Annotated in this window: 19 protein-coding genes; 17 read left to right on the plus strand and 2 right to left on the minus strand. The window is 67.5% G+C overall.

Annotation, left to right across the window (positions count from 1 at the left end; genetic code table 11):
• Positions 1-30: 30 nt before the first annotated feature.
• Together NGR01S_RS09730 and NGR01S_RS09735 are read right to left on the minus strand one after the other, a co-directional pair.
• Positions 31-762, minus strand: a complete 732-nt coding sequence (locus NGR01S_RS09730; RefSeq protein WP_084480598.1) for a DUF305 domain-containing protein — start codon at positions 760-762, stop codon at positions 31-33.
• On the minus strand, positions 762-1,700 hold the full coding sequence (locus NGR01S_RS09735) for a thioredoxin-like domain-containing protein (RefSeq protein ID WP_063035842.1): 939 nt from the start codon (positions 1,698-1,700) through the stop codon (positions 762-764). The genes NGR01S_RS09730 and NGR01S_RS09735 overlap by 1 nt, the downstream gene beginning before the upstream one ends.
• A gap of 91 nt (positions 1,701-1,791) precedes the next feature.
• Here NGR01S_RS09735 and argS point away from each other — a divergent pair, with 91 nt between their 5' ends.
• The 17 genes from argS to atpA all read left to right on the plus strand — a co-directional run bounded on the left by argS (position 1,792) and on the right by atpA (position 21,046).
• Positions 1,792-3,450, plus strand: coding sequence for an arginine--tRNA ligase (gene argS, locus NGR01S_RS09740; protein ID WP_063035843.1), 1,659 nt, complete (start codon positions 1,792-1,794; stop codon positions 3,448-3,450).
• A gap of 58 nt (positions 3,451-3,508) precedes the next feature.
• Positions 3,509-4,924: a diaminopimelate decarboxylase gene (lysA, locus tag NGR01S_RS09745; RefSeq protein WP_063035844.1), complete on the plus strand. Its 1,416-nt coding sequence runs from the start codon at positions 3,509-3,511 to the stop codon at positions 4,922-4,924.
• Positions 4,925-4,947: 23 nt separating this feature from the next.
• Positions 4,948-6,309, plus strand: coding sequence for a homoserine dehydrogenase (locus NGR01S_RS09750; RefSeq protein WP_063035882.1), 1,362 nt, complete (start codon positions 4,948-4,950; stop codon positions 6,307-6,309).
• A 77-nt stretch (positions 6,310-6,386) separates the two neighbouring features.
• The gene (gene thrC, locus NGR01S_RS09755) at positions 6,387-7,448 is read left to right on the plus strand and encodes a threonine synthase (RefSeq protein WP_030522408.1); all 1,062 of its coding nucleotides are present in this window, start codon (positions 6,387-6,389) and stop codon (positions 7,446-7,448) included.
• A 26-nt stretch (positions 7,449-7,474) separates the two neighbouring features.
• Positions 7,475-8,422, plus strand: coding sequence for a homoserine kinase (thrB, locus tag NGR01S_RS09760; RefSeq protein ID WP_063035883.1), 948 nt, complete (start codon positions 7,475-7,477; stop codon positions 8,420-8,422).
• A 447-nt stretch (positions 8,423-8,869) separates the two neighbouring features.
• The gene (gene rho, locus NGR01S_RS09765; protein ID WP_373861404.1) at positions 8,870-10,825 is read left to right on the plus strand and encodes a transcription termination factor Rho; all 1,956 of its coding nucleotides are present in this window, start codon (positions 8,870-8,872) and stop codon (positions 10,823-10,825) included.
• A 353-nt stretch (positions 10,826-11,178) separates the two neighbouring features.
• On the plus strand, positions 11,179-11,406 hold the full coding sequence (gene rpmE, locus NGR01S_RS09770; protein ID WP_058854887.1) for a 50S ribosomal protein L31: 228 nt from the start codon (positions 11,179-11,181) through the stop codon (positions 11,404-11,406).
• A 95-nt stretch (positions 11,407-11,501) separates the two neighbouring features.
• Positions 11,502-12,578, plus strand: a complete 1,077-nt coding sequence (gene prfA, locus NGR01S_RS09775; RefSeq protein ID WP_039822837.1) for a peptide chain release factor 1 — start codon at positions 11,502-11,504, stop codon at positions 12,576-12,578.
• A gap of 157 nt (positions 12,579-12,735) precedes the next feature.
• Positions 12,736-13,611, plus strand: coding sequence for a peptide chain release factor N(5)-glutamine methyltransferase (gene prmC / locus NGR01S_RS09780; RefSeq protein WP_063035846.1), 876 nt, complete (start codon positions 12,736-12,738; stop codon positions 13,609-13,611).
• A 500-nt stretch (positions 13,612-14,111) separates the two neighbouring features.
• On the plus strand, positions 14,112-14,777 hold the full coding sequence (locus tag NGR01S_RS09785; RefSeq protein WP_063035847.1) for an L-threonylcarbamoyladenylate synthase: 666 nt from the start codon (positions 14,112-14,114) through the stop codon (positions 14,775-14,777).
• A 61-nt stretch (positions 14,778-14,838) separates the two neighbouring features.
• Positions 14,839-16,005: an MraY family glycosyltransferase gene (locus tag NGR01S_RS09790; RefSeq protein ID WP_063035884.1), complete on the plus strand. Its 1,167-nt coding sequence runs from the start codon at positions 14,839-14,841 to the stop codon at positions 16,003-16,005.
• A gap of 10 nt (positions 16,006-16,015) precedes the next feature.
• Positions 16,016-16,483 carry a Cg1360 family ATP-synthase-associated protein gene (locus NGR01S_RS09795; protein WP_063035848.1) on the plus strand — a complete coding sequence of 156 codons (468 nt, stop codon included), beginning with the start codon at positions 16,016-16,018 and terminating at the stop codon, positions 16,481-16,483.
• Between the two features lie 344 nt (positions 16,484-16,827).
• Positions 16,828-17,604: a F0F1 ATP synthase subunit A gene (atpB, locus tag NGR01S_RS09800; RefSeq protein WP_507762092.1), complete on the plus strand. Its 777-nt coding sequence runs from the start codon at positions 16,828-16,830 to the stop codon at positions 17,602-17,604.
• 80 nt (positions 17,605-17,684) lie between these two features.
• Positions 17,685-17,933: an ATP synthase F0 subunit C gene (locus NGR01S_RS09805; RefSeq protein WP_030522398.1), complete on the plus strand. Its 249-nt coding sequence runs from the start codon at positions 17,685-17,687 to the stop codon at positions 17,931-17,933.
• A gap of 5 nt (positions 17,934-17,938) precedes the next feature.
• A complete protein-coding gene (locus NGR01S_RS09810) occupies positions 17,939-18,499 on the plus strand; it encodes a F0F1 ATP synthase subunit B (RefSeq protein ID WP_030522397.1) in 561 nt (186 codons plus the stop codon).
• Between the two features lie 19 nt (positions 18,500-18,518).
• Positions 18,519-19,328 (plus strand): F0F1 ATP synthase subunit delta, encoded by an 810-nt coding sequence (locus NGR01S_RS09815; RefSeq protein ID WP_063035886.1) that lies wholly within the window; start codon positions 18,519-18,521, stop codon positions 19,326-19,328.
• Positions 19,329-19,408: 80 nt separating this feature from the next.
• On the plus strand, positions 19,409-21,046 hold the full coding sequence (gene atpA / locus NGR01S_RS09820) for a F0F1 ATP synthase subunit alpha (protein WP_063035849.1): 1,638 nt from the start codon (positions 19,409-19,411) through the stop codon (positions 21,044-21,046).
• The last annotated feature ends 25 nt before the right edge of the window (positions 21,047-21,071 follow it).

The following is a 21,071-nucleotide window of genomic DNA, read 5'->3' on the forward strand; positions in this document are numbered from 1 at the left end:
GCCGATGCGGCCAAAACGAGTGGTGGCGGTTCAGTTCAGGGGTAGTGGCCGGCCGCCGCGAGCGGCGAGCATATCGGTGATGAGCCGGGCCTCACCCTGCTGCGCGGCGAGCATCTGCCCGGCCAGGATGCCGATCTCGCCGGTTTCGGCGTGTTCGGCGCCGTATTCGAGCATCGGGACCCCGCCCTGGTGGTGGCGCAGCATGAGTTGCAGGAACAGCACATCGAGATCGGCGCCGCGCGCGTCGCGCAGCCGCTGGATGTCCTCGGTGCTCGCCATACCCGGCATCGCGGCCACGGCCCCGGCCCCGTGTGCCCCGGAGCCGTGGTCGTGACCGCCGCTGTGCTGGTCGTCACCGTGCCCGGTGTCGTGCATCCAGCCCATGTAGCCGTCCGTGCCGCGCGCGGGGGCGCCCCACATCTGTAACCACCCCTGCATCCGGCCGATCTGGCTCTGCTGGGTGGTCAGGATGTCGTAGGAGAGGCGCTGCACCGCGGGATCGGCCGAACCCAGCAGTGCGATTCCCGACATCTCCACGGCCTGGGTGTGATGGGCCGACATGTCCTGCGCGAATCCGATATCGACCGGAGTCGGCGCGGGCCTGCCGGACTCGTCCGGTGACAGCAGCACACCCGCACCGAATCCGACCACCAGCAGCGCGATGGCGGCGATGATCAGCAACGGGGTGCGCTGCCCGCGCAGCTGCGCGCGAAGCCCGGACTCGGGCCGCCGCCCGGACTCGGGGGTTTCCGTTTCCGGCATTACTGTCCGGCTCCGGGTGCCTGCTGGTCGGGCACAGTGCCGGGTGCCTGCTGGTCGGGCAGGGTGCCGGGCATCCCCGGGATCGCCGGGATACCACCGGGCAGCCCGCCCGGGAGACCGCCGCCGGGCATCCCCATCCCACCGAGTTCGCCCAGGTCGGGCTGCAGGCCGGCACCGTCCATCGGCACGGCGTCGGGGCCCGGTTCGCTCGGGTCGTAGGGCGGCGGGTTCTGGGTGTCGAAGGCGACCGTCGCGCAGTCCGCGCCGACCTCGGGGTAGGCGAAGTTGTTCAGCCGCAGCGCGGTGATGAACTGACCGATCCGCTCGTCGTCGGCGCTGTTCACGGTGAGCTGATGCCCCCAGGACTGCAGCGAGACGGGGGCTTCCTGGGCGGGGTGCGGCGACATGAGCATGTACTGCTCACCCTCGACCTTCTTCTTCAGTGTGTCGATCCCGGCCTGGTCGACCTTGTCCGGGTTGTAGGTGATCCACACCGCGCCGTGCTCGAGCGAATGCACCGCGTTCTCGTCGCGCAGCGCCTTGTCGTAGACGGTGCCCATGCAGTTGGCCCAGGAGGAGTCGTGCGGGCCGCCGAACGGCGGGGTCTGGTCGTAGGCCACCCGCTTGGTCGCGTCGACGTGCAGACCGGCCGGGTACTCCTTCTTCACCACACCCTCGATCTGGTCGGAGGGGTCCTTCTGCTGCTCCGAGGGGGTGAACTTCTCCAGGGCGGCCTTCTCCTGATACTTGGGCACCAGGTTCACCGCCAGCGCCGCGACCAGCCCGACGAGTACCACGACCGCGCCGACGGTGAGCCAGGGGATTCGCTGCGTGATCGGCGGTTTGCCCTTGTTCCTGTTGCTGCCCGCGCGCGCACCCGCGACTTTGCCCGCCGCCTTCACGGCCTTCGCCGATTTGGCGCTCGTCCTGTTCGGCATACCGGTCCCAGTCTTTCCACGTCGATGAACAGTGCCGAGCTGCGGTGCCCACTCGCGGCGCGCACCCACTCGGACCATAGGATAGAGACTCGTGACTCCAGCCGACCTTGCAGATCTCCTTCACGCCACCGCGGCGAAGGTCCTCGCCGAACGTGGACTGGATGCCGCGGTGCTGCCCGATACGGTCGATGTGGAGCGTCCGCGGAATCCGGAGCACGGTGACTACAGCACCAATGTAGCGATGAAGGTCGCGAAGAAGGCCGGGACCAGCCCGCGGGAGCTGGCCGGCTGGCTCGCCGAGGCGCTGAGCGATACCGAGGCCGTCGCCGCCGCGGAGGTCGCCGGGCCCGGCTTCCTCAATATCCGGGTTGCCGCGTCCGCCCAGGGCGTGGTGCTCGAGCAGGTGCGTGCGGCCGGGGCCGCCTACGGTACCGGTGCCGCGCTCGCCGGTACGAAGATCAACCTGGAATTCGTCTCCGCCAACCCGACCGGCCCGGTGCATCTGGGCGGGACCCGCTGGGCGGCGGTGGGCGATGCGCTGGGCCGGATCCTGGCCGCGCAGGGCGCCGACGTCACCCGCGAGTACTACTTCAACGATCACGGCGCCCAGATCACCCGGTTCGCCGAATCGCTGGTCGCCGCCGCCACCGGCGCGCCGACTCCGGATAACGGGTACGCGGGCGCCTATATCGGCGAGATCGCCGACCGGATCGTCACCGCCCATCCCGGCGCGGCCGAGCTCGAACCGGAGAAGCGGCTGGAGTTGTTCCGCGCCGAGGGCGTGGAACTGATGTTCGCGCACATCAAGGAAACGTTGCACGAGTTCGGCACCGATTTCGATGTGTATTTCAACGAGAGTTCGCTGTTCGCCTCGGGGGCGGTCGAACGCGCGGTGGACACGCTGAAGAATTCCGGTGACCTGTATTCGAAGGACGGCGCCTGGTGGATCGCCAGCTCCGAGTACGGTGACGATCAGGACCGCGTGGTCATCAAGAGCGACGGGAACGCAGCCTATATCGCCGGCGATATCGCCTACCTGCAGGACAAACGGTCGCGCGGTTTCGACCTGTGCATCTATATGCTCGGCGCCGACCATCACGGCTACATCGGCCGGTTGAAGGCCGCGGCCGCCGCGTTCGGTGACGACCCCGACAGCGTCGAGGTGCTCATTGGCCAGATGGTGAACCTGCTGCGCGACGGAGTGGCGGTGCGGATGAGTAAACGGGCGGGCACCGTGGTCACGCTCGACGATCTGGTGGAGGCCATCGGCGTCGACGCCGCCCGCTACTCGCTGGTGCGCAGTTCGGTGAATTCGAGCATCGATATCGACCTGGACCTGTGGGCCAAACAGGACAGTGTGAACCCGGTGTACTACGTGCAGTACGCGCACGCCCGTGCCGCGTCCATCGCGCGCAATGCCGCCGAATTCGAATATGACACGGTGACACCGGATTTCGCCCTTCTCGACTCCGAGTTCGAAGGCGCGCTCATCCGCACCATCGGTGAGTTCCCGCGGGTGGTGGCGAGTGCGGCGACTCTGCGGGAACCGCACCGCATCGCGCGGTACCTGGAGGAACTGGCCGGCGCCTACCACCCGTTCCAGACCAACAAGGCCCTGCGGGTGCTGCCGCTGGGCGACGAAGCCGTATCGCCGGTCAACGCCGCCCGTCTGGTGCTGGTGAACGCCACTCGCCAGGTGCTGGCCAACGGCCTGGCCCTGCTCGGCGTCACCGCCCCGGAGCGGATGTGACCGCGCCAGGCAATCGCATCGACCGACTGTTCCGGCAGTGGACGAGGAAGGAAGACCGATGAGTGTCCATCCCGCCGGGCCCCGGCACGCCGAGATACCGCACGCCCCGAATCTGCCGGAACGCCCGGCCGATCCGCGGCAACTGATCGACCTGCCCGCGCAGGTGTGGCCGCGCAACGCCAGCCGCGGCGCCGACGAGGTGGTCCGGCTGGCGGGCGTACCCGTCACCGAACTCGCCGCGAAGTTCGGAACGCCGCTATTCGTGGTGGACGAGGACGATTTCCGCTCCCGCTGCCGCGATATGGTGCGCGCGTTCGGGGCCGATTCGCGAGTCCATTACGCCTCCAAGGCGTTCCTGTGCGGCGAGATCGCGCGCTGGATCCGCGACGAAGGACTCTCGCTGGACGTGTGTTCCGGCGGTGAACTCGCCGTCGCGCTGCACGCCGGCTTCCCGGCCGGGCGCATCGCCCTGCACGGCAACAACAAATCGGTGGCCGAACTGGAGGCCGCGGTGGTGGCCGGAGTCGGCCACGTGGTCGTCGACTCGCTGATCGAGATCGACCGGCTGGACGCCGTCGCCGGTGCCGCCGGGGTCGTGCAGGACGTCCTGGTCCGGGTCACCGTCGGTGTCGAGGCGCACACCCACGAATACATCTCCACCGCGCACGAGGACCAGAAGTTCGGCTTCTCCATTTCCGGTGGCGATGCCATGGAAGCGCTGGCACGGGTGTTCGAGGCCGATAATCTGCGGCTGGTCGGGCTGCACAGCCATATCGGATCGCAGATATTCGAAATCGACGGTTTCGAAATCGCCGCGCACCGGATGCTGGGTCTGCTGCGCGAAGCGGTAGACAAATTCGGTGTCGAGCGCACCTCGCAGATTTCGCTGCTCGATCTGGGCGGCGGTCTGGGTATTTCCTATCTGCCCTCCGACGATCCGCCGCCGCTGGACCTGTTCGCCGAGAAACTCCGCGCACTGGTGGCCCGCGAGGCCGAACGCGCCGGGCTGCCCGTGCCGCGTATCGCGGTGGAACCGGGCCGCGCCATCGCCGGTCCCGGCACCGTGACCCTCTACGAGGTGGGCACCATCAAGGATGTCTCGCTCGATGGCGGCCTGCGCCGCCGCTACGTGAGTGTGGACGGCGGGATGAGCGACAATATCCGGCCCGCGCTCTACCAGGCCGACTACCACTGCCAGCTGGTGTCCCGTGGTTCCGAGGCGCCGCCGGTGGTCGCCCGCGTTGTCGGAAAACACTGCGAGAGCGGCGATATCATCATCCGTGACACCTGGTTGCCGGCCGACGCGGGCCCGGGGGACCTCATCGCGGTCGCCGGTACCGGTGCCTACTGCTACTCCATGTCGAGCCGGTACAACCTGCTGACCCGTCCCGCCGTCGTCGCCGTGAGCGACGGCGCGGCCCGGTTGATCCTGCGCCGGGAAACGGTCGAGGACCTGCTCGGCCTGGAGGTCTGATGGACGCGACGAAAGGGGCGAGCATGCCAGAGGCGACCGAAGTGGTACCGGGGCGATGGGGTCCGGACCGCCCGATCGGTATCGCGGTACTGGGTATGGGCAATGTCGGCCGCGAGGTCGTGCGGATCCTGCGGGATCACGCCGACGACCTGCAGTCGCGGGTCGGCGCGCCGCTGACCCTGCGCGGAGTCGCGGTGCGCAGCCTCGACCGCGACCGCGGGCTCCCCGCCGAACTGCTGACCACGGATGCCGAGGCCCTGGTGGCCCGGCCCGATGTCGACCTGGTCGTCGAGGTGATCGGCGGTATAGATCCGGCCCGCAAACTCATCCTGGCCGCACTCAACGCCGGGAAGTCCGTGGTCACCGCCAACAAGGCGCTGCTGGCCGATTACACCGGCGAACTTGCCGCGGCCGCCGAGCGCAGCCGCGCCGACCTGTATTTCGAGGCCGCGGTGGCCGGCGCGATTCCGGTGGTGCGGCCGCTCATCCAGTCGCTGTCCGGCGACCGGGTGAACCGGGTGGTCGGCATCGTCAACGGCACCACCAACTTCATCCTCTCGGCCATGGACGAGACGGGTGCCGACTACGGCGACACCCTCGCGGAAGCGACCCGCCTCGGCTACGCCGAAGCCGATCCGACTGCCGACGTCGAGGGCTACGACGCCGCCGCGAAGGCGGCGATCCTGGCCTCGCTGGCCTTCCACACCCGGGTGACGGCCGCCGATGTCTACCGCCAGGGCATCGCCACGATCACCGCCGAGGACCTGGAAACCGCGTCCGCGCTGGACTGCACCGTCAAACTGCTGGCGATTTGCGAGCGGGTACCGGCGGGTGTGGGCGAGCCCACCCCGGCCGAAGGTGGCAAGGACCGGGTGTCGGTGCGGGTCTATCCGGCGCTGATCCCCCGTAAGCATCCGCTGGCCGCGGTGACCGGAGCGTTCAACGCGGTGGTCGTGGAGGCCGAGAACGCCGGTCGGCTCATGTTCTACGGGCAGGGCGCCGGCGGGGCGCCCACCGCCTCGGCCGTACTCGGTGACCTGGTGATGGCTGCCCGTAACAAATTCTTCGGTGGCCGGGCGCCGGGTGAATCGGTCTATGCTGAGCTGCCGATCGCGCCGATCGGCGACACTCCCACTCGCTACCACGTGAATCTCAAGGTCGAAGACCGTCCCGGCGTACTGGCGAGGGTGGCCGGCGAATTCTCCAACCACGGAGTGAGTATTTCGACGGTCCGGCAGGAGGGGCACGACGACAAGGCGCGGCTGGTGGTCGTGACCCACCTCGCGACCGAGGCGGCTCTCTCGGAGACCGTCGCCGCGCTGTCGGGTATGGAATCCGTCACATCTGTCACCAGCGTTCTGAGATTGGAAGGCACCGAAGAATGACAACAGCATCGCGCAGCGATTCGGTGGCGGGCTCCGCGACGGGTGGGCCCTCCGGCGGCGTCGCCCCGCAGGCGGGAGTGCACTCCCGCTGGCCCGGGCTCATCGCTGCCTACCGCGACCGTCTCGCGGGCGCGGCCGACTGGGAACCGGTCACCCTCTTCGAAGGCGGGACCCCGCTGGTCCCCGCACCGCATCTGTCGCAGCTCACCGGTTGCGAGGTGTACCTGAAGGTCGAGGGTGCCAACCCGACGGGTTCGTTCAAGGACCGCGGGATGACCATGGCCATGACCGATGCCAAATACCGCGGTCAGCAGGCGGTGTTGTGCGCCTCCACCGGTAACACCTCCGCGTCGGCCGCGGCGTACGCCACCCGTGCGGGAATGACCTGCGCGGTGCTCATCCCGCAGGGCAAGATCGCCATGGGCAAACTGGCCCAGGCCGTCATGCTCGGCGCGAAGGTCATCCAGGTCGAGGGCAATTTCGACGACTGCCTGGAACTGGCCCGCAAGGTCACCTCGGACTTCCCGTCCATCGGCCTGGTGAACTCGGTGAATCCGGCGCGGATCGAGGGACAGAAGACCGCGTCCTTCGAGATCTGCGATGTGCTCGGCCGGGCCCCCGATGTGCACGCGCTGCCGGTGGGCAATGCCGGAAACATCACCGCCTACTGGCGGGGCTACCGCGAATACCGGGCCGATGGCGTGACCGAAACGCTACCCCGCATGCTGGGCGTCCAGGCGGCCGGAGCGGCCCCGCTGGTCAACGGTGCCCCGGTCAGCCACCCGGAGACCATCGCGACCGCCATCCGGATCGGCGCGCCCGCCTCCTGGAACGGCGCCGTGGCGGCCAAGGAGGAATCCGGCGGTGCGTTCCGTGCGGCCACCGACGAGGAGATCCTGCACGCGTATCGTCTGGTCGCGGCCGAAGAAGGCGTTTTCGTGGAGCCCGCGTCGGCGGCGAGTGTCGCCGGTGTGCTGGCCGCCCACGCCGAGGGCTGGCTGGAACCCGGACAGACGGTGGTCTGCACGGTCACCGGAAACGGTCTGAAGGACCCCGATACCGCCCTGCTCGGTATGCCCGAGGTGCAGGCCATCCAGGTCGACCCGGTCGCCGTGGCCGCACGACTCGAACTGGCCTGACGGTGGATACGCGTGAAAGCCGGCTTGTGGCTCCGACCCTGCCGGCCGGTATCACGGTCTCGGTCCGGGTGCCGGCCTCCACCGCGAATCTGGGGCCCGGTTTCGATTCGCTGGGTATGGCCCTGGGGATCTACGACGAGATCGAGGTGCGCAGTACCGATTCCGGCCTGAACATCCGGATGGAGGGGGAAGGCGCCGACGAGGTGGCCTGGGGGCCACAGCATCTGGTGGTGCGGGCGATCGAACGCGGGCTGGAATCGGCGGGCATCTGGGCGGACGGCCTGGACGTGCTGTGCCGGAACGCGATTCCGCATTCCCGCGGGCTGGGTTCCTCCGCCTCGGCCGTGGTCGGTGGGCTGGCCGCCGGGCGAGCGCTGGCCGCGCGATTCGATCCGTCCCTGGTGGTGGACACCGATCAATTGGTGCAGCTCGCCGCGGAATTCGAAGGCCACCCCGATAACGCCGCCGCCAGTGTGCTCGGTGGAATCGTCGTGTCCTGGACCGAGACCGGCCCCGGCCCGGATACCGATATCGGCGCCCCGCAACGCCTCTACCGGGCGGTTCGCCTCGACGCGCATCCCACGGTGCATCCGGTGGTCCTGGTCCCCGAGGAACGGTCCTCCACCGCGCAGACCCGGGGGCTGCTGCCCGAACTGGTGCCGCACCGGGACGCGGCGTTCAACGTGAGCCGGGTCGCGCTTGCGGTGGTCGCGCTGACCCAGCGCCCGGACCTGCTGCTGCCGGCCACCGCGGACCGGTTACACCAGACCCAGCGTGCCCCCGCGCTGCCGCTGACCACCGCCTGGATCCAGCGATTGCGTGATGCCGGCATCGCGGCCACCGTCTCTGGCGCGGGACCGACCGTGCTCGCTCTTCTGACCTGCCCGTTTCCCGAAGAGCTACGGTTGCGGGCCGCCGCGGACGGGCTCCGGGTCATCGAGCCGGGCATCGCGGAAGGCGTGCAGATCAGCTGACGGGCGCGTCCGCCTTGCCGACCTTCGTACTCGCCCGCTATCCTGGGCAGGTCCGTACATCGCGCGCATCAGACGCCGGTGCTTCATCAGGGCAATCGCTCCAGCAGGCTCCAGGCTCGAGCCCTCATGCCATGGGGGTGCCGCGCAGCCACTCAACTGGAATGATCTCTTCCACCTTTTCCAGCGGTGGCGAAGCACCCGGTCCCGGAGGGGCAGGCGATACGGCTACAAATCCGAGTCCGGCAGCGAGATCGGGCTACGGAACGAACCCTCGACACAGCACACGGCCATCGAGGGAAGGAAAGGATCTCCGTGACAGATACGGACCTGCTCGCGACACCCGGGGTGGAATCCGACTCCGAACCCTCGGGCAATCGCGAAAGTGACTCCGGACAGATTTCTTCGAAGATGAGCGAGAACACCGACATCGGATCGGGGCTGACTGGAATGTTGTTGCCGCAGTTGCGCGCACTGGCAGGGGAACTCGGAATTCGAGGCACCTCCGGTATGCGCAAGGGTGATCTCATCGCCGCCATCAAGGAAAACCAGGCCGGCAGACCCGCCGCCGCGGAGCGCAGCACCCGCGCGAAGGCTGCCAAAGAACGTAAAACCGCTGACCAGTCTGCCGAGGCCGGGACCGCGGCGCCTGCCGTCGAGGCCGCGCCCGCCGCCGCGTCGGCTCCGGCGGTCGAAGCGCCCGCCGCCGACACCGCGGTGAACAAGGACTCCGTGGCCGCGGACAAGGGCAAGCCCGAGCAGGCCGCCACCAACGGTTCGGCGACCGCCAACGGCACCGCAGGCACTGCCGCGGACACCGAATCCGGCGCCAAGACCGGCAGAGCCGACAACAAGCCGGCCGAGGGTGCCGAGGATTCGGGCCGCGATTCCGGCCAGCGCGGCCGCGGCCGCCAGCGTCGTGGCCGCGACCAGCAGCCCAAGAACGGCGAGCCGGCCGGCGAGGATGCCAAGCAGCAGGACGGCGCGAAGAGCGACACCGCCAAGCAGCAGGACGGTAAGGACAGCAAGGACGGCAAGGACGGCGAGCAGGGCGAACGCCGTCGCGACCGCAACCAGGGCCAGCAGGGTCAGGGCGGCGATCAGCGTGGGTCCGGTGGTAACCGGGGCGGCGGCGATCGCGGTGGCGACGACGAGGAAGGCGGCCGGGGCCGCCGTGGCCGCCGGTTCCGCGAGCGTCGCCGGGGTCGCGACCGCGACGGCGGCGGCGGTGAATCGCGCGAGCCCGAGATCCGCGAAGACGATGTGCTCCAGCCGGTCGCGGGCATCCTCGACGTACTGGACAACTACGCGTTCGTGCGGACCTCCGGCTACCTGGCCGGGCCGAACGACGTCTACGTCTCGATGAATCTCGTCCGCAAGAACGGCCTGCGCCGCGGTGACGCGATCACCGGTGCGGTCCGCGCGCCGCGTGACGGCGAGCAGAGCAACCAGCGGCAGAAGTTCGATCCGCTGGTGCGGCTGGACACCGTCAACGGCGCCGAAATCGATTCGGCCAAGCGCCGCCCCGATTTCAACAAGCTGACCCCGCTGTACCCGAACCAGCGGCTGCGCCTGGAAACCCAGCAGAACAAGCTGACCACCCGGGTGATCGATCTGATCATGCCGATCGGTAAGGGCCAGCGTGCGCTGATCGTGTCCCCGCCCAAGGCCGGTAAGACCACGATCATGCAGGACATCGCCAATGCGATCGCGATCAACAACCCCGAGTGCTACCTCATGGTGGTGCTGGTCGACGAACGTCCCGAAGAAGTCACCGATATGCAGCGTTCGGTGAAGGGCGAGGTCATCGCCTCCACCTTCGACCGCCCGCCGTCCGACCACACCTCGGTCGCCGAACTGGCCATCGAGCGGGCCAAGCGCCTGGTCGAAATGGGCAAGGACGTCGTGGTGCTGCTCGACTCGATCACTCGGCTGGGCCGCGCGTACAACAACTCCTCGCCGGCTTCCGGGCGCATCCTGTCCGGTGGTGTCGACTCCACCGCGCTGTACCCGCCCAAGCGGTTCCTCGGCGCGGCGCGCAATATCGAGAACGGCGGTTCGCTCACCATCATCGCCACCGCCATGGTGGAAACCGGTTCGACCGGTGACACGGTGATCTTCGAGGAGTTCAAGGGCACCGGTAACGCCGAGCTCAAACTGGACCGCAAGATCGCCGAGCGGCGCGTGTTCCCCGCGGTGGACGTCAACCCGTCCGGTACCCGTAAGGACGAGCTGCTGCTCAACCCGGACGAGGCCGCGGTGCTGCACAAGCTGCGTCGTGTCCTGTCCGGTCTGGACTCCCACCAGGCGATCGACCTGCTGATCGACCGCCTGCGCAAGAGCAAGAACAACCTGGAGTTCCTGATGCAGGTCTCCAAGACCGCCCCGGGTGCCCTCGACGAATGAGCTGTGCCTGTTCGCGGCGCCTTGGGCGCCGCGGGCCCGAGGCCCCTGAGGTCCCTTTAAGGGCCTCGCCGGACTCGGCACCGAGCGGGTCGACCCTTTCCGAAGGTCGACCCGCTCGGTGGTTTCCGGGGGCGTGATCCGCTGGTCTGTTGCGGAGGTGGCGTAGGGGTGGGTCACCGCGAGGCCCGGAACAAATCCCGGGGTGGGGGCGTTTCAGCAGGCATCGGTGGTTCTGGCATACTGGGCCGCCGTGCGTCTGCGAATCGCGCAGACAATCCCGCCTGAAGTCGGTTCCGGTTCACGTTCGGCGCAGATGCCCGAGCGACCCGGCGACCAATATCGAGAGGACACCCATGAAGGCAGGAATTCACCCGACCTACGTCGACACCACGGTGGTCTGCGGTTGCGGTAATACCTTCCAGACCCGCTCCACCAAGGAATCGGGACACATCACCGTCGAGGTCTGCTCGCAGTGCCATCCGTTCTACACCGGCAAGCAGAAGATCCTGGACACCGGTGGTCGCGTGGCCCGCTTCGAGGCCCGCTACGGCAAGCGTGCCAAGAAGGCCGACGCCAACTAGCTTTTCCGCCAACGCCCGGTCCTGCAGTCGCAGGCCGGGCGTTGGCGTTTTTGTGCCCTCCCTTCCCCGCGTCGCCCTGAGTAGGAGCCACGTTCATGGCCGAGAAAACCGCGCCGTCCGCGATCGACGATGTGCTGGCCGAATACGCCGGACTGGAAACCCAGCTGGCGGATCCGTCCCTGCACAACGACCCGGACGCCGCGCGGCGAGTTGGGAAGAGGTTCGCCGAGCTGGCCCCGGTGATGACCACCTACCGGAAACTCACCGCCACCCGCGACGACCTCGAAGCTGCTCGGGAACTGGCCGCCGACGACCCGGCGTTCGCCGCCGAGGTCCCCGGACTCGAGGAACAACTCGAAGAACTCGAGAAACAACTCGCCGATCTACTCGCCCCCCGCGACCCGCACGACGGCGACGATGTGGTGCTGGAGGTGAAATCCGGCGAAGGCGGTGAGGAGTCGGCCCTGTTCGCCGCCGACCTGGCCCGCATGTACGTCCGCTACGCCGAACGGCGCGGCTGGAAAGTCGAGATTCTCGATGCCGCCGTCTCCGACCTCGGCGGCTACAAGGAAGCGACACTCTCCATCAAGAGCCGCGACGCCGCCCGCGACGGTGTGTGGTCGCGTTTCAAATTCGAAGGCGGCGTGCACCGGGTGCAGCGGGTGCCGGTCACCGAATCGCAGGGTCGTGTCCACACCTCGGCCGCCGGCGTCCTCATCTACCCCGAACCGGACGAGGTCGAAGAAGTGCAGATCGACGAAAGCGATCTGCGTATCGACGTCTACCGCTCCTCCGGCAAGGGCGGCCAGGGCGTCAACACCACCGACTCGGCGGTCCGCATCACCCACCTGCCCTCCGGAATCGTCGTCACCTGCCAGAACGAGCGATCACAGCTGCAGAACAAAGCCCGCGCCATGCAGGTCCTGGCCGCCCGCCTGCAGGCCCTGGCCGAGGAACAGGCCGAGCAGGAAGCCGCGGAGGGCCGGGCCGGGCAGATCCGTACGGTCGACCGCTCCGAACGCATCCGCACCTACAACTTCCCGGAAAACCGCATCGCCGACCACCGCATCGGTTACAAAGCCCATAACCTCGACGCGGTTCTCAACGGCGAAATGGACGCCCTGCTGGACGCCCTGGCCACCGCCGACCGCGCGGCCCGCATGGCCGAGTAGCAACACTTGACGAGCAGGCCCACAATCCCGCCTTCACCGGTAAGTCCGTAGCCGGATTTCCGGCGTGACCGCACCGCCGAAGGTCGCGAGCACGACCTGACCTCCACGAACCGCCCTCTCTTCGACCCCGCGTCCGCCGACCCGCAAGAATGGCACGGTGACCCGCGTTCAGCTCCGCCCTGTGCTCGCCGAAGCGATGGAAGTTCTCGATGCGGCCGGAGTGCCCAGCCCGCGCGTCGATGCCGAGCAGCTGGCCGCGCATGTATTGGGTGTGGAGCGATCCCGGCTGCTGCTGAACCCGTTGATCGGGGCCGAGCAGCTCGCCGATTATCGGGTGCTGGTGGCCCGTCGCGCGGAACGGGTGCCACTGCAGCATCTGACCGGACGTTCGTTCATGGGTGAGATCGATCTCGCCGTGGGCCCCGGCGTTTTCGTACCCCGGCCAGAGACCGAGTTGCTCTTCGCCTGGGCGCTCGCCCACCTCGCGGCGGTCCGCCACGATCACACGCCGGTGGTGGTGGACCTCTGCACGGGTTCGGGGGCGCTCGCGCTGGCGGTGGCGCACGCTCGACCCGATGCCGATGTGCACGCGGTGGAATTGGACCCCGAGGCACTGATCTGGGCCCGCCGCAATGCCGAACAGTGCACCGCCGACGGTGATGCCCCGATCACCCTGCACCACGACGACGTGACCGACCCGTATCTGCTCACCGAACTCGACGGTTACGTCGACCTCGTCGTCGCCAACCCGCCCTATATCCCGGACGGCGCCGAACTGTCCCCCGAGGTGGCCGGCCACGACCCGCACCGCGCCCTGTTCGGCGGCCCCGACGGTCTCGACGTGATCCGCCCCCTGGTACCGCTCATCGGCCGCCTGCTCCGGCCCGGCGGGGGAGCGGCGATCGAGCACGACGACAGCAACGGTGGGGAACTCGCGCGCCTACTGGCGGCGGACGGGCGGTTCACCGAAATCGTGGAGCACCCGGATCTGGCCGGGAAGCCACGGTTTGTGGCGGCCGTCCATACGAGCTGACAGACACTATTCGCGGCCGTCCGAACGCCCACCTCCTGGCAGCTGGGCCTATTGTCCGGCGCAGGGCTTGCCGGCGTCCCCGCGCACAGGCGTCCACATTCGGAACCTGGTGCGGACATACCGGCCGAGCCAGGACATGTGGGTTCGCTCGTGAGGTCCTGTGTTTCTCGGCGGCGCCTGCGGCGCCGCAGGGTCGAGACCAAGAGGACCTCAACCCTTTGAGAGCGCCTCGCAACACTCGACTTATGTGGGCCGGGTCGGCATTCGATGTCCTGGTCGGATGCTGACCTCCACGCCAGGTGGGGCCTGTATCCGATCCTTTCGCGATGGCCAGTACGCTCCGGCGCCGAGTCTTGCGAGGCCCTGAGAGGGGCGCGGGCCGTCCCGTCGTTCAGCGTCCGAAGTGCATGCGCCGAAGGCGCGAGTCTCGGGCGCTGAACGACGGGACCAAGGGGCCCTCGCCCCCGCCCCGCCGAAGGCGGGGCCATACCATTGTGCGCGTGAGTACCGTCTACGACTGCGCCGATCCCGACTCGCGCGCCGCCGGCCTGGCCGCGGCTACCAGTGCTCTGAGATCGGGGCGGTTGGTCGTAGTGCCCACCGATACGGTTTACGGCCTGGCTGCCGACGCGTTCGATTCCGCTGCTGTCGCGTCGTTGCTGGCGGCCAAGGGCCGGGGGCGGGATATGCCGGTGCCGGTGCTGGTGGGTTCATGGAACACGATCGACGGACTGGTGTTCTCGGTGCGGCCGCAGGCCCGTGAACTGATCCGGGCGTTCTGGCCCGGTGGTCTGAGTATCGTTGTGCAGCAGGCTCCTTCGCTGTCCTGGGATCTCGGCGAGGCACGTGGCACGGTGATGCTGCGGATGCCGTTGCATCCGGTGGCGCTGGAGTTGTTGCAGGAGGTGGGTCCACTGGCGGTGTCCAGCGCCAATATCTCCGGTAGGCCTCCGGCCGAGAATGTGTCGCAGGCGCGGGAGCAGCTCGGCACCCAGGTGGGGGTGTTCCTGGACGGCGGTCCGGCCCAGCACGCGAAGCCGTCCACCATTGTCGATCTCACCGCCGATCAACCGCGGGTCCTGCGCGCGGGCGCGGTACCGACCGAGGCGGTCGCCGAGGTGCTGGGAGTCACCGCCGAGTCGTTGATCGGGTCCGTTGCGCGGTGAATGCAGCGGCTTCGATGAGGGTTCGGGCGGTATCCCCGGTCGCGGGGCGGTGGTCGGCGCGATGACCGGTTACGGTGCGGTCGTCCCGCTACGTGAGCTCCTGCTGGTGTTGTTGATCTCGGCGGTGGTGACCTTTCTGGCCACCGGCGGCATCCGGACACTGGCGATCGGGTTCGGCGCGGTGGCTATTCCGCGTGATCGCGATGTGCACGTGAAGCCGATCCCGCGGATGGGCGGGGTGGGTATGTACATCGGTGTGGTGGCAGCCGTTTTGTTCGCTCATCAGTTGCCGGCGCTGCGCCGCGGCTTCGATTACCGGCCCGATATCGCCGCCGTGCTCGTCGCGGCGACGATCATCGTCGGTGTCGGGATCGTGGACGACCGCTGGGGTCTGGACGCGCTCACCAAATTCGCCGGTCAGGTCACTGCCGCCGGGGTGATGGCGGTAATGGGCCTGGGCTGGTACCTGATCTACGACCCGTTCAACAACAGCACCGTCGTCCTCGACGGCTTGCAGGGCGGTCTGGTCACCGTCGCGGTCGCGGTGACCCTGATCAATGCCATGAATTTCGTCGACGGCCTGGACGGGCTGGCCGCCGGCCTGGGCTTGATCGCTTCGTTCGCGGTGTTCGCGTTCGCGGTCGGCCTGCTCACCGAACAGGGCGGTTCGGTGGACAGCTATCCACCCGCGCTGCTGGCCGCCGCCATGGCCGGGGCCTGTCTCGGGTTCCTGCCGCACAATTTCTCGCCGGCCCGGATCTTCATGGGTGATTCGGGATCCATGCTGATCGGGTTGGTGCTGGCCGCCGTGTCGACCAGCGCGTCCGGCCGGATCCCGCTGCAGGGTTACGGGCCGCGCGATATCGTCGGCCTGCTCTCGCCGCTGCTGCTGGTCGGTGCGGTGATGTTCATTCCGGTACTGGACCTGCTGCTGGCGATCGTGCGCCGGGTGCGGGCCGGGGTCAGTTTCTCCACGCCCGACAAGATGCATCTGCACCACCGGCTGCTGCAGATCGGGCATTCGCAGCGCCGGGTGGTACTGGTGATCTATCTGTGGGTCGGCATCCTCGCGTTCGGCGCGGTCGGCACTTCGGTGATGGACCGCCGGGTGGTGGTACTGATGATGGCCGCCGGTCTCCTGTTCGCACTGGTCGTTACCGCTGTCCCGGGGTTGTGGCGGCGGCAGGCGCGCCGGGACGCGGCGGGCTCGGTTTCCGACTCCGGGTAGAGTTCGGGCCGTGTCCACGAGTTCTGCCGGCCCCAGCACCCCCGACAGCGCCGATGCCCCGCTCCGCGCGGCCCTGCGCTACGGACTGATCGGTCTGGTCGTTTTGACGGCGTCGGCGGCGGCGATCGCGACCGCTCTGGCCGGAACCCCCGGACTGTGGGGTGCGCTGCTGGGCGCCGCGATCGGTGGCGGCTTCATCCTGACCACGGCGGTGGTCGTGCTGCTCGGCGCGAAACTACCGCCGTCCACCGCCGGGCTGATAATGCTGGTCAGCTGGGTCGGGAAGCTGCTGGTGGCGCTGATCGTGGTCGCCGTTCTGCAACGGTTCGAGTTCTATGACCGAGTCGCGCTGTTCCTGACCGTCGTGGGGGCCCTGGTCATCGTTCTGGGAGCCGAAACGTACGGTGTATTGCGACAGAAAGTCCCCTATGTAACTGTCCCTGAGCGGGGCGGAAAAGAGGACCCTGACCAGGGCTGACCAGGTTCTACGACAATTTGTCGTAGGTTACATCGCCCCCGCTACACGTTGTCGTAGTTCTCTTGGTAAAGTATTGGTAAGCAAGCGACTAAGCCAGGGGTGCCGACCCGGCCCTACCAGCTACCGCTATGCTACTGCCGTGCCGTGCTCGTAAAGGGTTCGGTTCTGCATGTCGACGATGTCGCCGACACACGTACAGACGCCAGCGCGGATCGCCGCTACAGCTGCTGACGACCTCGAGCCGACCTCAGTCGACCCACATTGATCGTCAATGTCCGATCGAACCGCGGGAGCGAAAACTTCCCGCGGCCCGAACACGGGAGAGAACGCTGAGCGTCACTACCTTGGCCGCGGAGTTTCACGCGCCGTCGCTAACCGACTTCTTCCCTCCGGCGGTGCTGTTCGAAGGGACCCCCTTCGAACTCGATCGGCTGATGCTGGTCCGGCTGGTGATGACCGCCGTCCTGATCGCATTCCTGTTCCTGGCGTTCCGGACCCCGCGAATCGTGCCGAAACGGCTGCAGAACATCGGCGAAATGGGTTTGGTCTTCGTCAAGGAGCAGATCTGTGACGAGATCCTCGGCAAGGAAAACGGCCGCAAGTTCTTCCCGCTGATCGCGACGATCTTCTTCACCGTCCTCTTCCTGAACTTCTCGGGTGTGATCCCCGGTCTGAACATCTCGTCGAACGCGCGTATCGGTATGCCGCTGGTACTGGCCGTGGTCGCGTATATCGCGTTCAACTACGTGGGCATCAAGAAGTACGGCTTCTTCACCTATATGCGCAGCAGCATCGTCGTTCCGAATGTTCCGCCGGCCATGCACGTCCTGCTCATTCCGATCGAGTTCATTTCGACCTTCGTGCTGCGGCCCTTCACGCTGACCGTCCGACTCATGGCCAATATGCTCGCCGGTCACATCATGCTGGTGCTGTTCTTCAGCGCGACCCAGTTCTTCCTCTTCGACGCGGACGCCTGGATGAAGGTGTTCTCGCCCTTCTCGCTGCTGGGCGGGCTCGCATTCACGCTGTTCGAACTGCTGGTCATCTTCCTGCAGGCCTATGTGTTCGCGTTGCTGACCGCCGTGTACATCAGCCTTGCCCAGCACGCCGACGAGCACTGACCGACGACCGGAACAACCGATAAGGACCTGCTGCACCACGCCGTCCGGCGGGTGAGCAACAGAAAGGGAATGGAAGACTCATGAGCCTCTCGTACCTGGCCCAGGAAGCTGCCACCAACGAATCCACGCTGAAGGGCCTCGGCGCTGTCGGCTACGGCCTGGCCGCCATCGGCCCGGGCATCGGCGTCGGTATCGTCGTCGGTAAGGCGATCGAGGGCATTGCCCGTCAGCCCGAACTCTCCGGCACCATCCGGACCAACATGTTCCTCGGCATCGCGTTCACCGAAGCCCTGGCGCTGATCGGTCTCGTCGCCGGCTTCATCTTCTGATTCCGATGAACGAGTTCATTCTGCTCGCAGCGGCTGAGGGAGAGGATGTGAATCCTCTCATCCCCGCGACGTACGACATCGTCTGGTCGGCGGTCTGCGTGGCGATTATCGCCTTCGTGGTCTACAAATACGCCGTTCCGCGCCTGATGAAGGTGCTGGACGAGCGCGCCGACAAGATCGAGGGTGGCATCGATCGGGCCGAGGCCGCGCAGGCCGAAGCGCAGGAGACGCTGCAGCAGTACCAGAAGCAGCTGGCCGACGCCCGCCTGGAAGCCGCGAAGATCCGCGAAGACGCCCGCACCCAGGGCCAGCAGATCCTCGCCCAGATGAAGGCCGACGCCCAGGCCGAGAGCGACCGTATCGTCGCGGCCGGGCACACCCAGCTGGAAGCCCAGCGCCAGCAGATCCTGACCGAGCTGCGGGCCGAGGTCGGCCGCACCGCGGTTGACCTGGCCGAGAAGATCATCGGGCAGTCGGTATCGGACGAGGCCAAACAGGCCGCGACGATCGAGCGATTCCTCGACGAGATCGACCGTTCGGACGCCGGTATCGGGGTCGGAAGGTAACGACGGAGGAGTGAAAACCATGTACGCAGCGAGCCGTGAGGCCAGCTCCCGGTCCAAGGAGGCGCTTCGGGCCGCGCTGACCGGAAGCAACGGTGTTGCGGCCACGACGGGGTCCGAACTGTTCGCCGTTGTCGACGTACTGGACGACCAGCGTCCGCTGCGTGTGGCGCTCGCGGACGTATCGGTGCCCGGTTCGGCCCGCGCCGAACTGACCGAGCGGGTCTTCGGGAGCCAGGTCAGCGCTGCCACTCAGGCGGTGCTGACCACTGCGGTCGCCCAGGACTGGTCGCGTGCCCGGGATCTGGTCGACACCCTGGTGCTGCTGGGTCAGCTGGCATACCTGGAATCGGCCTCCGAACAGGGCCGGCTGACCGCCGTCGAGGACGAACTGTTCCGCTTCGGCCGGATCATCGCCGACAACCCGGAGCTGGAACAGGCCCTGTCCGACCGCACCGCCTCGGCGTCGGCCAAACGAGAGCTGCTCGAGCGGTTGCTGTCCGACAAGGCCGAGACCATTACCCGGGCTCTCGCCGAGCAGGTGGTGACCAGGCAGCGTGCCGGGATCGGTGTGGCCTTCGACGAACTGTCCGACCTGGCCGCGGCCCGGCGCGAACAGATCGTCGCGCACGTCCGGTCGGCGATCGAGCTGACCGACTCCCAGCGTGAACGGCTGGGCGGCGCCCTGGCGCGTATCTACAACAAGGCTGTCACCGTGCATGTCGAGGTCGATCCCGAACTGTTGAGCGGGCTCGTCGTGCGCATCGGCGACGATGTGATCGACGGCAGCGCGATCGGCCGGCTGGACCGGCTGCGTCGCTCGCTGACCTAGCGGCGGGGCGCCGGGCACAGCCCGACGCGAACCGCTCAACACCCCGACATTCCAGACCAGAGACCGAGAGCAGGAAGAACATGGCGGAGCTGACGATCTCCTCCGACGAGATCCGTAGCGCGATCGAAAGCTACACCCAGAGCTACACCCCGGAAACCTCCATCGAGGAAGTCGGTGTCGTCACCGATACCAGTGACGGCATCGCGCACGTCAGCGGCTTGCCTTCGGCCATGGCCAACGAGCTGCTCGAATTCCCGGGCGGTGTGCTCGGCGTCGCGCTGAACCTCGAGGACCGTGAAATCGGTGCCGTCGTTCTCGGCGAGTTCGCCGAGATCGAAGAGGGCCAGCAGGTGCGGCGCACCGGCGATGTGCTCTCGGTCCCGGTCGGCGACAAGTTCCTCGGCCGCGTCGTGAACCCGCTCGGTCAGCCGATCGATGGTCTGGGCGAGATCGAGGCCGACGATCGTCGCGTCCTCGAACTGCAGGCCGCCACCGTGCTGGAGCGTCAGCCGGTCGAGGAGCCGATGGCGACCGGCATCACCGCGATCGATGCGCTCACCGCGATCGGCCGGGGGCAGCGTCAGCTGGTCATCGGTGACCGCAAGACCGGTAAGACCGCGGTCTGCATCGACACGATCCTGAACCAGAAGGCCAACTGGGAGTCGGGCGATCCGGCCAAGCAGGTGCGCTGCATCTACGTGGCGATCGGCCAGAAGGGCTCTACCATCGCGGGCGTCAAATCCGCTCTCGAGGAGCACGGCGCACTGGAGTACACCACCATCGTCGCCGCCCCGGCCTCCGATTCCGCCGGCTTCAAGTGGCTGGCCCCCTACACCGGTTCGGCCCTCGGCCAGCACTGGATGTACCAGGGCAAGCACGTCCTGATCGTGTTCGACGATCTCACCAAGCAGGCCGAGGCCTACCGCGCCATCTCGCTGCTGCTGCGCCGCCCGCCGGGCCGCGAGGCCTACCCGGGTGACGTCTTCTACCTGCACTCGCGTCTGCTGGAACGTTGCGCCAAACTCTCCGACGAGATGGGCGGCGGTTCGATGACCGGTCTGCCGATCATCGAGACCAAGGCCAACGACATCTCGGCCTTCATCCCGACCAACGTCATCTCCATCACCGACGGTCAGGTCTTCCTGGAGTCCGACCTGTTCAACAAGGGTGTTCGCCCGGCGATCAACGTCGGTACCTCGGTCTCCCGTGTCGGTGGCGCCGCCCAGACCAAGGGTATGAAGAAGGTCGCCGGTTCGCTGCGTCTGGAAATGGCTCAGTACCGCGAGCTGGAGGCGTTCTCCGCCTTCGCCTCCGACCTCGACGCCGCCTCGCTGGCGCAGCTCGAGCGCGGCGCCCGCTGGGTGGAACTGCTCAAGCAGGACCAGTACTCGCCGATCGCGGTCGAGGACCAGATCGTGTCGATCTACCTGGTCGACGCCGGGTACTACGACTCGGTGCCGGTGGCCGATATCCGCCGGTTCAATGTCGAGCTGCTCGAGGATCTGCACGCCAATGCCGCGGATGCCTTCACGAGTATCGCCGGTGGCAAGGTGCTGCAGGACGAGGCGGCCGAGCAGATCAAGGCGGCCACCGACAAGTTCAAACAGGGCTTCCTGGCGTCCGACGGCAGCCGTGTGGTGAACGAGGCCGCCGCCGGCGAACTGGCCCACGAAGAGGTCGAATCGCTGTCGGTCACCCGCAAGCACGTCGAGAAGTAGACCGGGCGAACCATGCGCTGTTTTC

The sequence above is a fragment of the Nocardia grenadensis NBRC 108939 genome, from assembly GCF_001613445.1.
GTDB lineage: Bacteria > Actinomycetota > Actinomycetes > Mycobacteriales > Mycobacteriaceae > Nocardia > Nocardia grenadensis.

Coding starts and splice junctions, on each gene's coding strand:
- rpmE (WP_058854887.1), top strand. CDS start 11,179: ATGAAGGCAGGAATTCACCCGACCTACGTCGACACCACGGTGGTCTGC.
- NGR01S_RS09815 (WP_063035886.1), top strand. CDS start 18,519: ATGTACGCAGCGAGCCGTGAGGCCAGCTCCCGGTCCAAGGAGGCGCTT.
- NGR01S_RS09810 (WP_030522397.1), top strand. CDS start 17,939: ATGAACGAGTTCATTCTGCTCGCAGCGGCTGAGGGAGAGGATGTGAAT.
- NGR01S_RS09730 (WP_084480598.1), bottom strand. CDS start 762: ATGCCGGAAACGGAAACCCCCGAGTCCGGGCGGCGGCCCGAGTCCGGG.
- NGR01S_RS09805 (WP_030522398.1), top strand. CDS start 17,685: ATGAGCCTCTCGTACCTGGCCCAGGAAGCTGCCACCAACGAATCCACG.
- NGR01S_RS09750 (WP_063035882.1), top strand. CDS start 4,948: ATGCCAGAGGCGACCGAAGTGGTACCGGGGCGATGGGGTCCGGACCGC.
- atpA (WP_063035849.1), top strand. CDS start 19,409: ATGGCGGAGCTGACGATCTCCTCCGACGAGATCCGTAGCGCGATCGAA.
- NGR01S_RS09735 (WP_063035842.1), bottom strand. CDS start 1,700: ATGCCGAACAGGACGAGCGCCAAATCGGCGAAGGCCGTGAAGGCGGCG.
- NGR01S_RS09790 (WP_063035884.1), top strand. CDS start 14,839: ATGACCGGTTACGGTGCGGTCGTCCCGCTACGTGAGCTCCTGCTGGTG.
- lysA (WP_063035844.1), top strand. CDS start 3,509: ATGAGTGTCCATCCCGCCGGGCCCCGGCACGCCGAGATACCGCACGCC.
- rho (WP_373861404.1), top strand. CDS start 8,870: ATGTTGTTGCCGCAGTTGCGCGCACTGGCAGGGGAACTCGGAATTCGA.
- prfA (WP_039822837.1), top strand. CDS start 11,502: ATGGCCGAGAAAACCGCGCCGTCCGCGATCGACGATGTGCTGGCCGAA.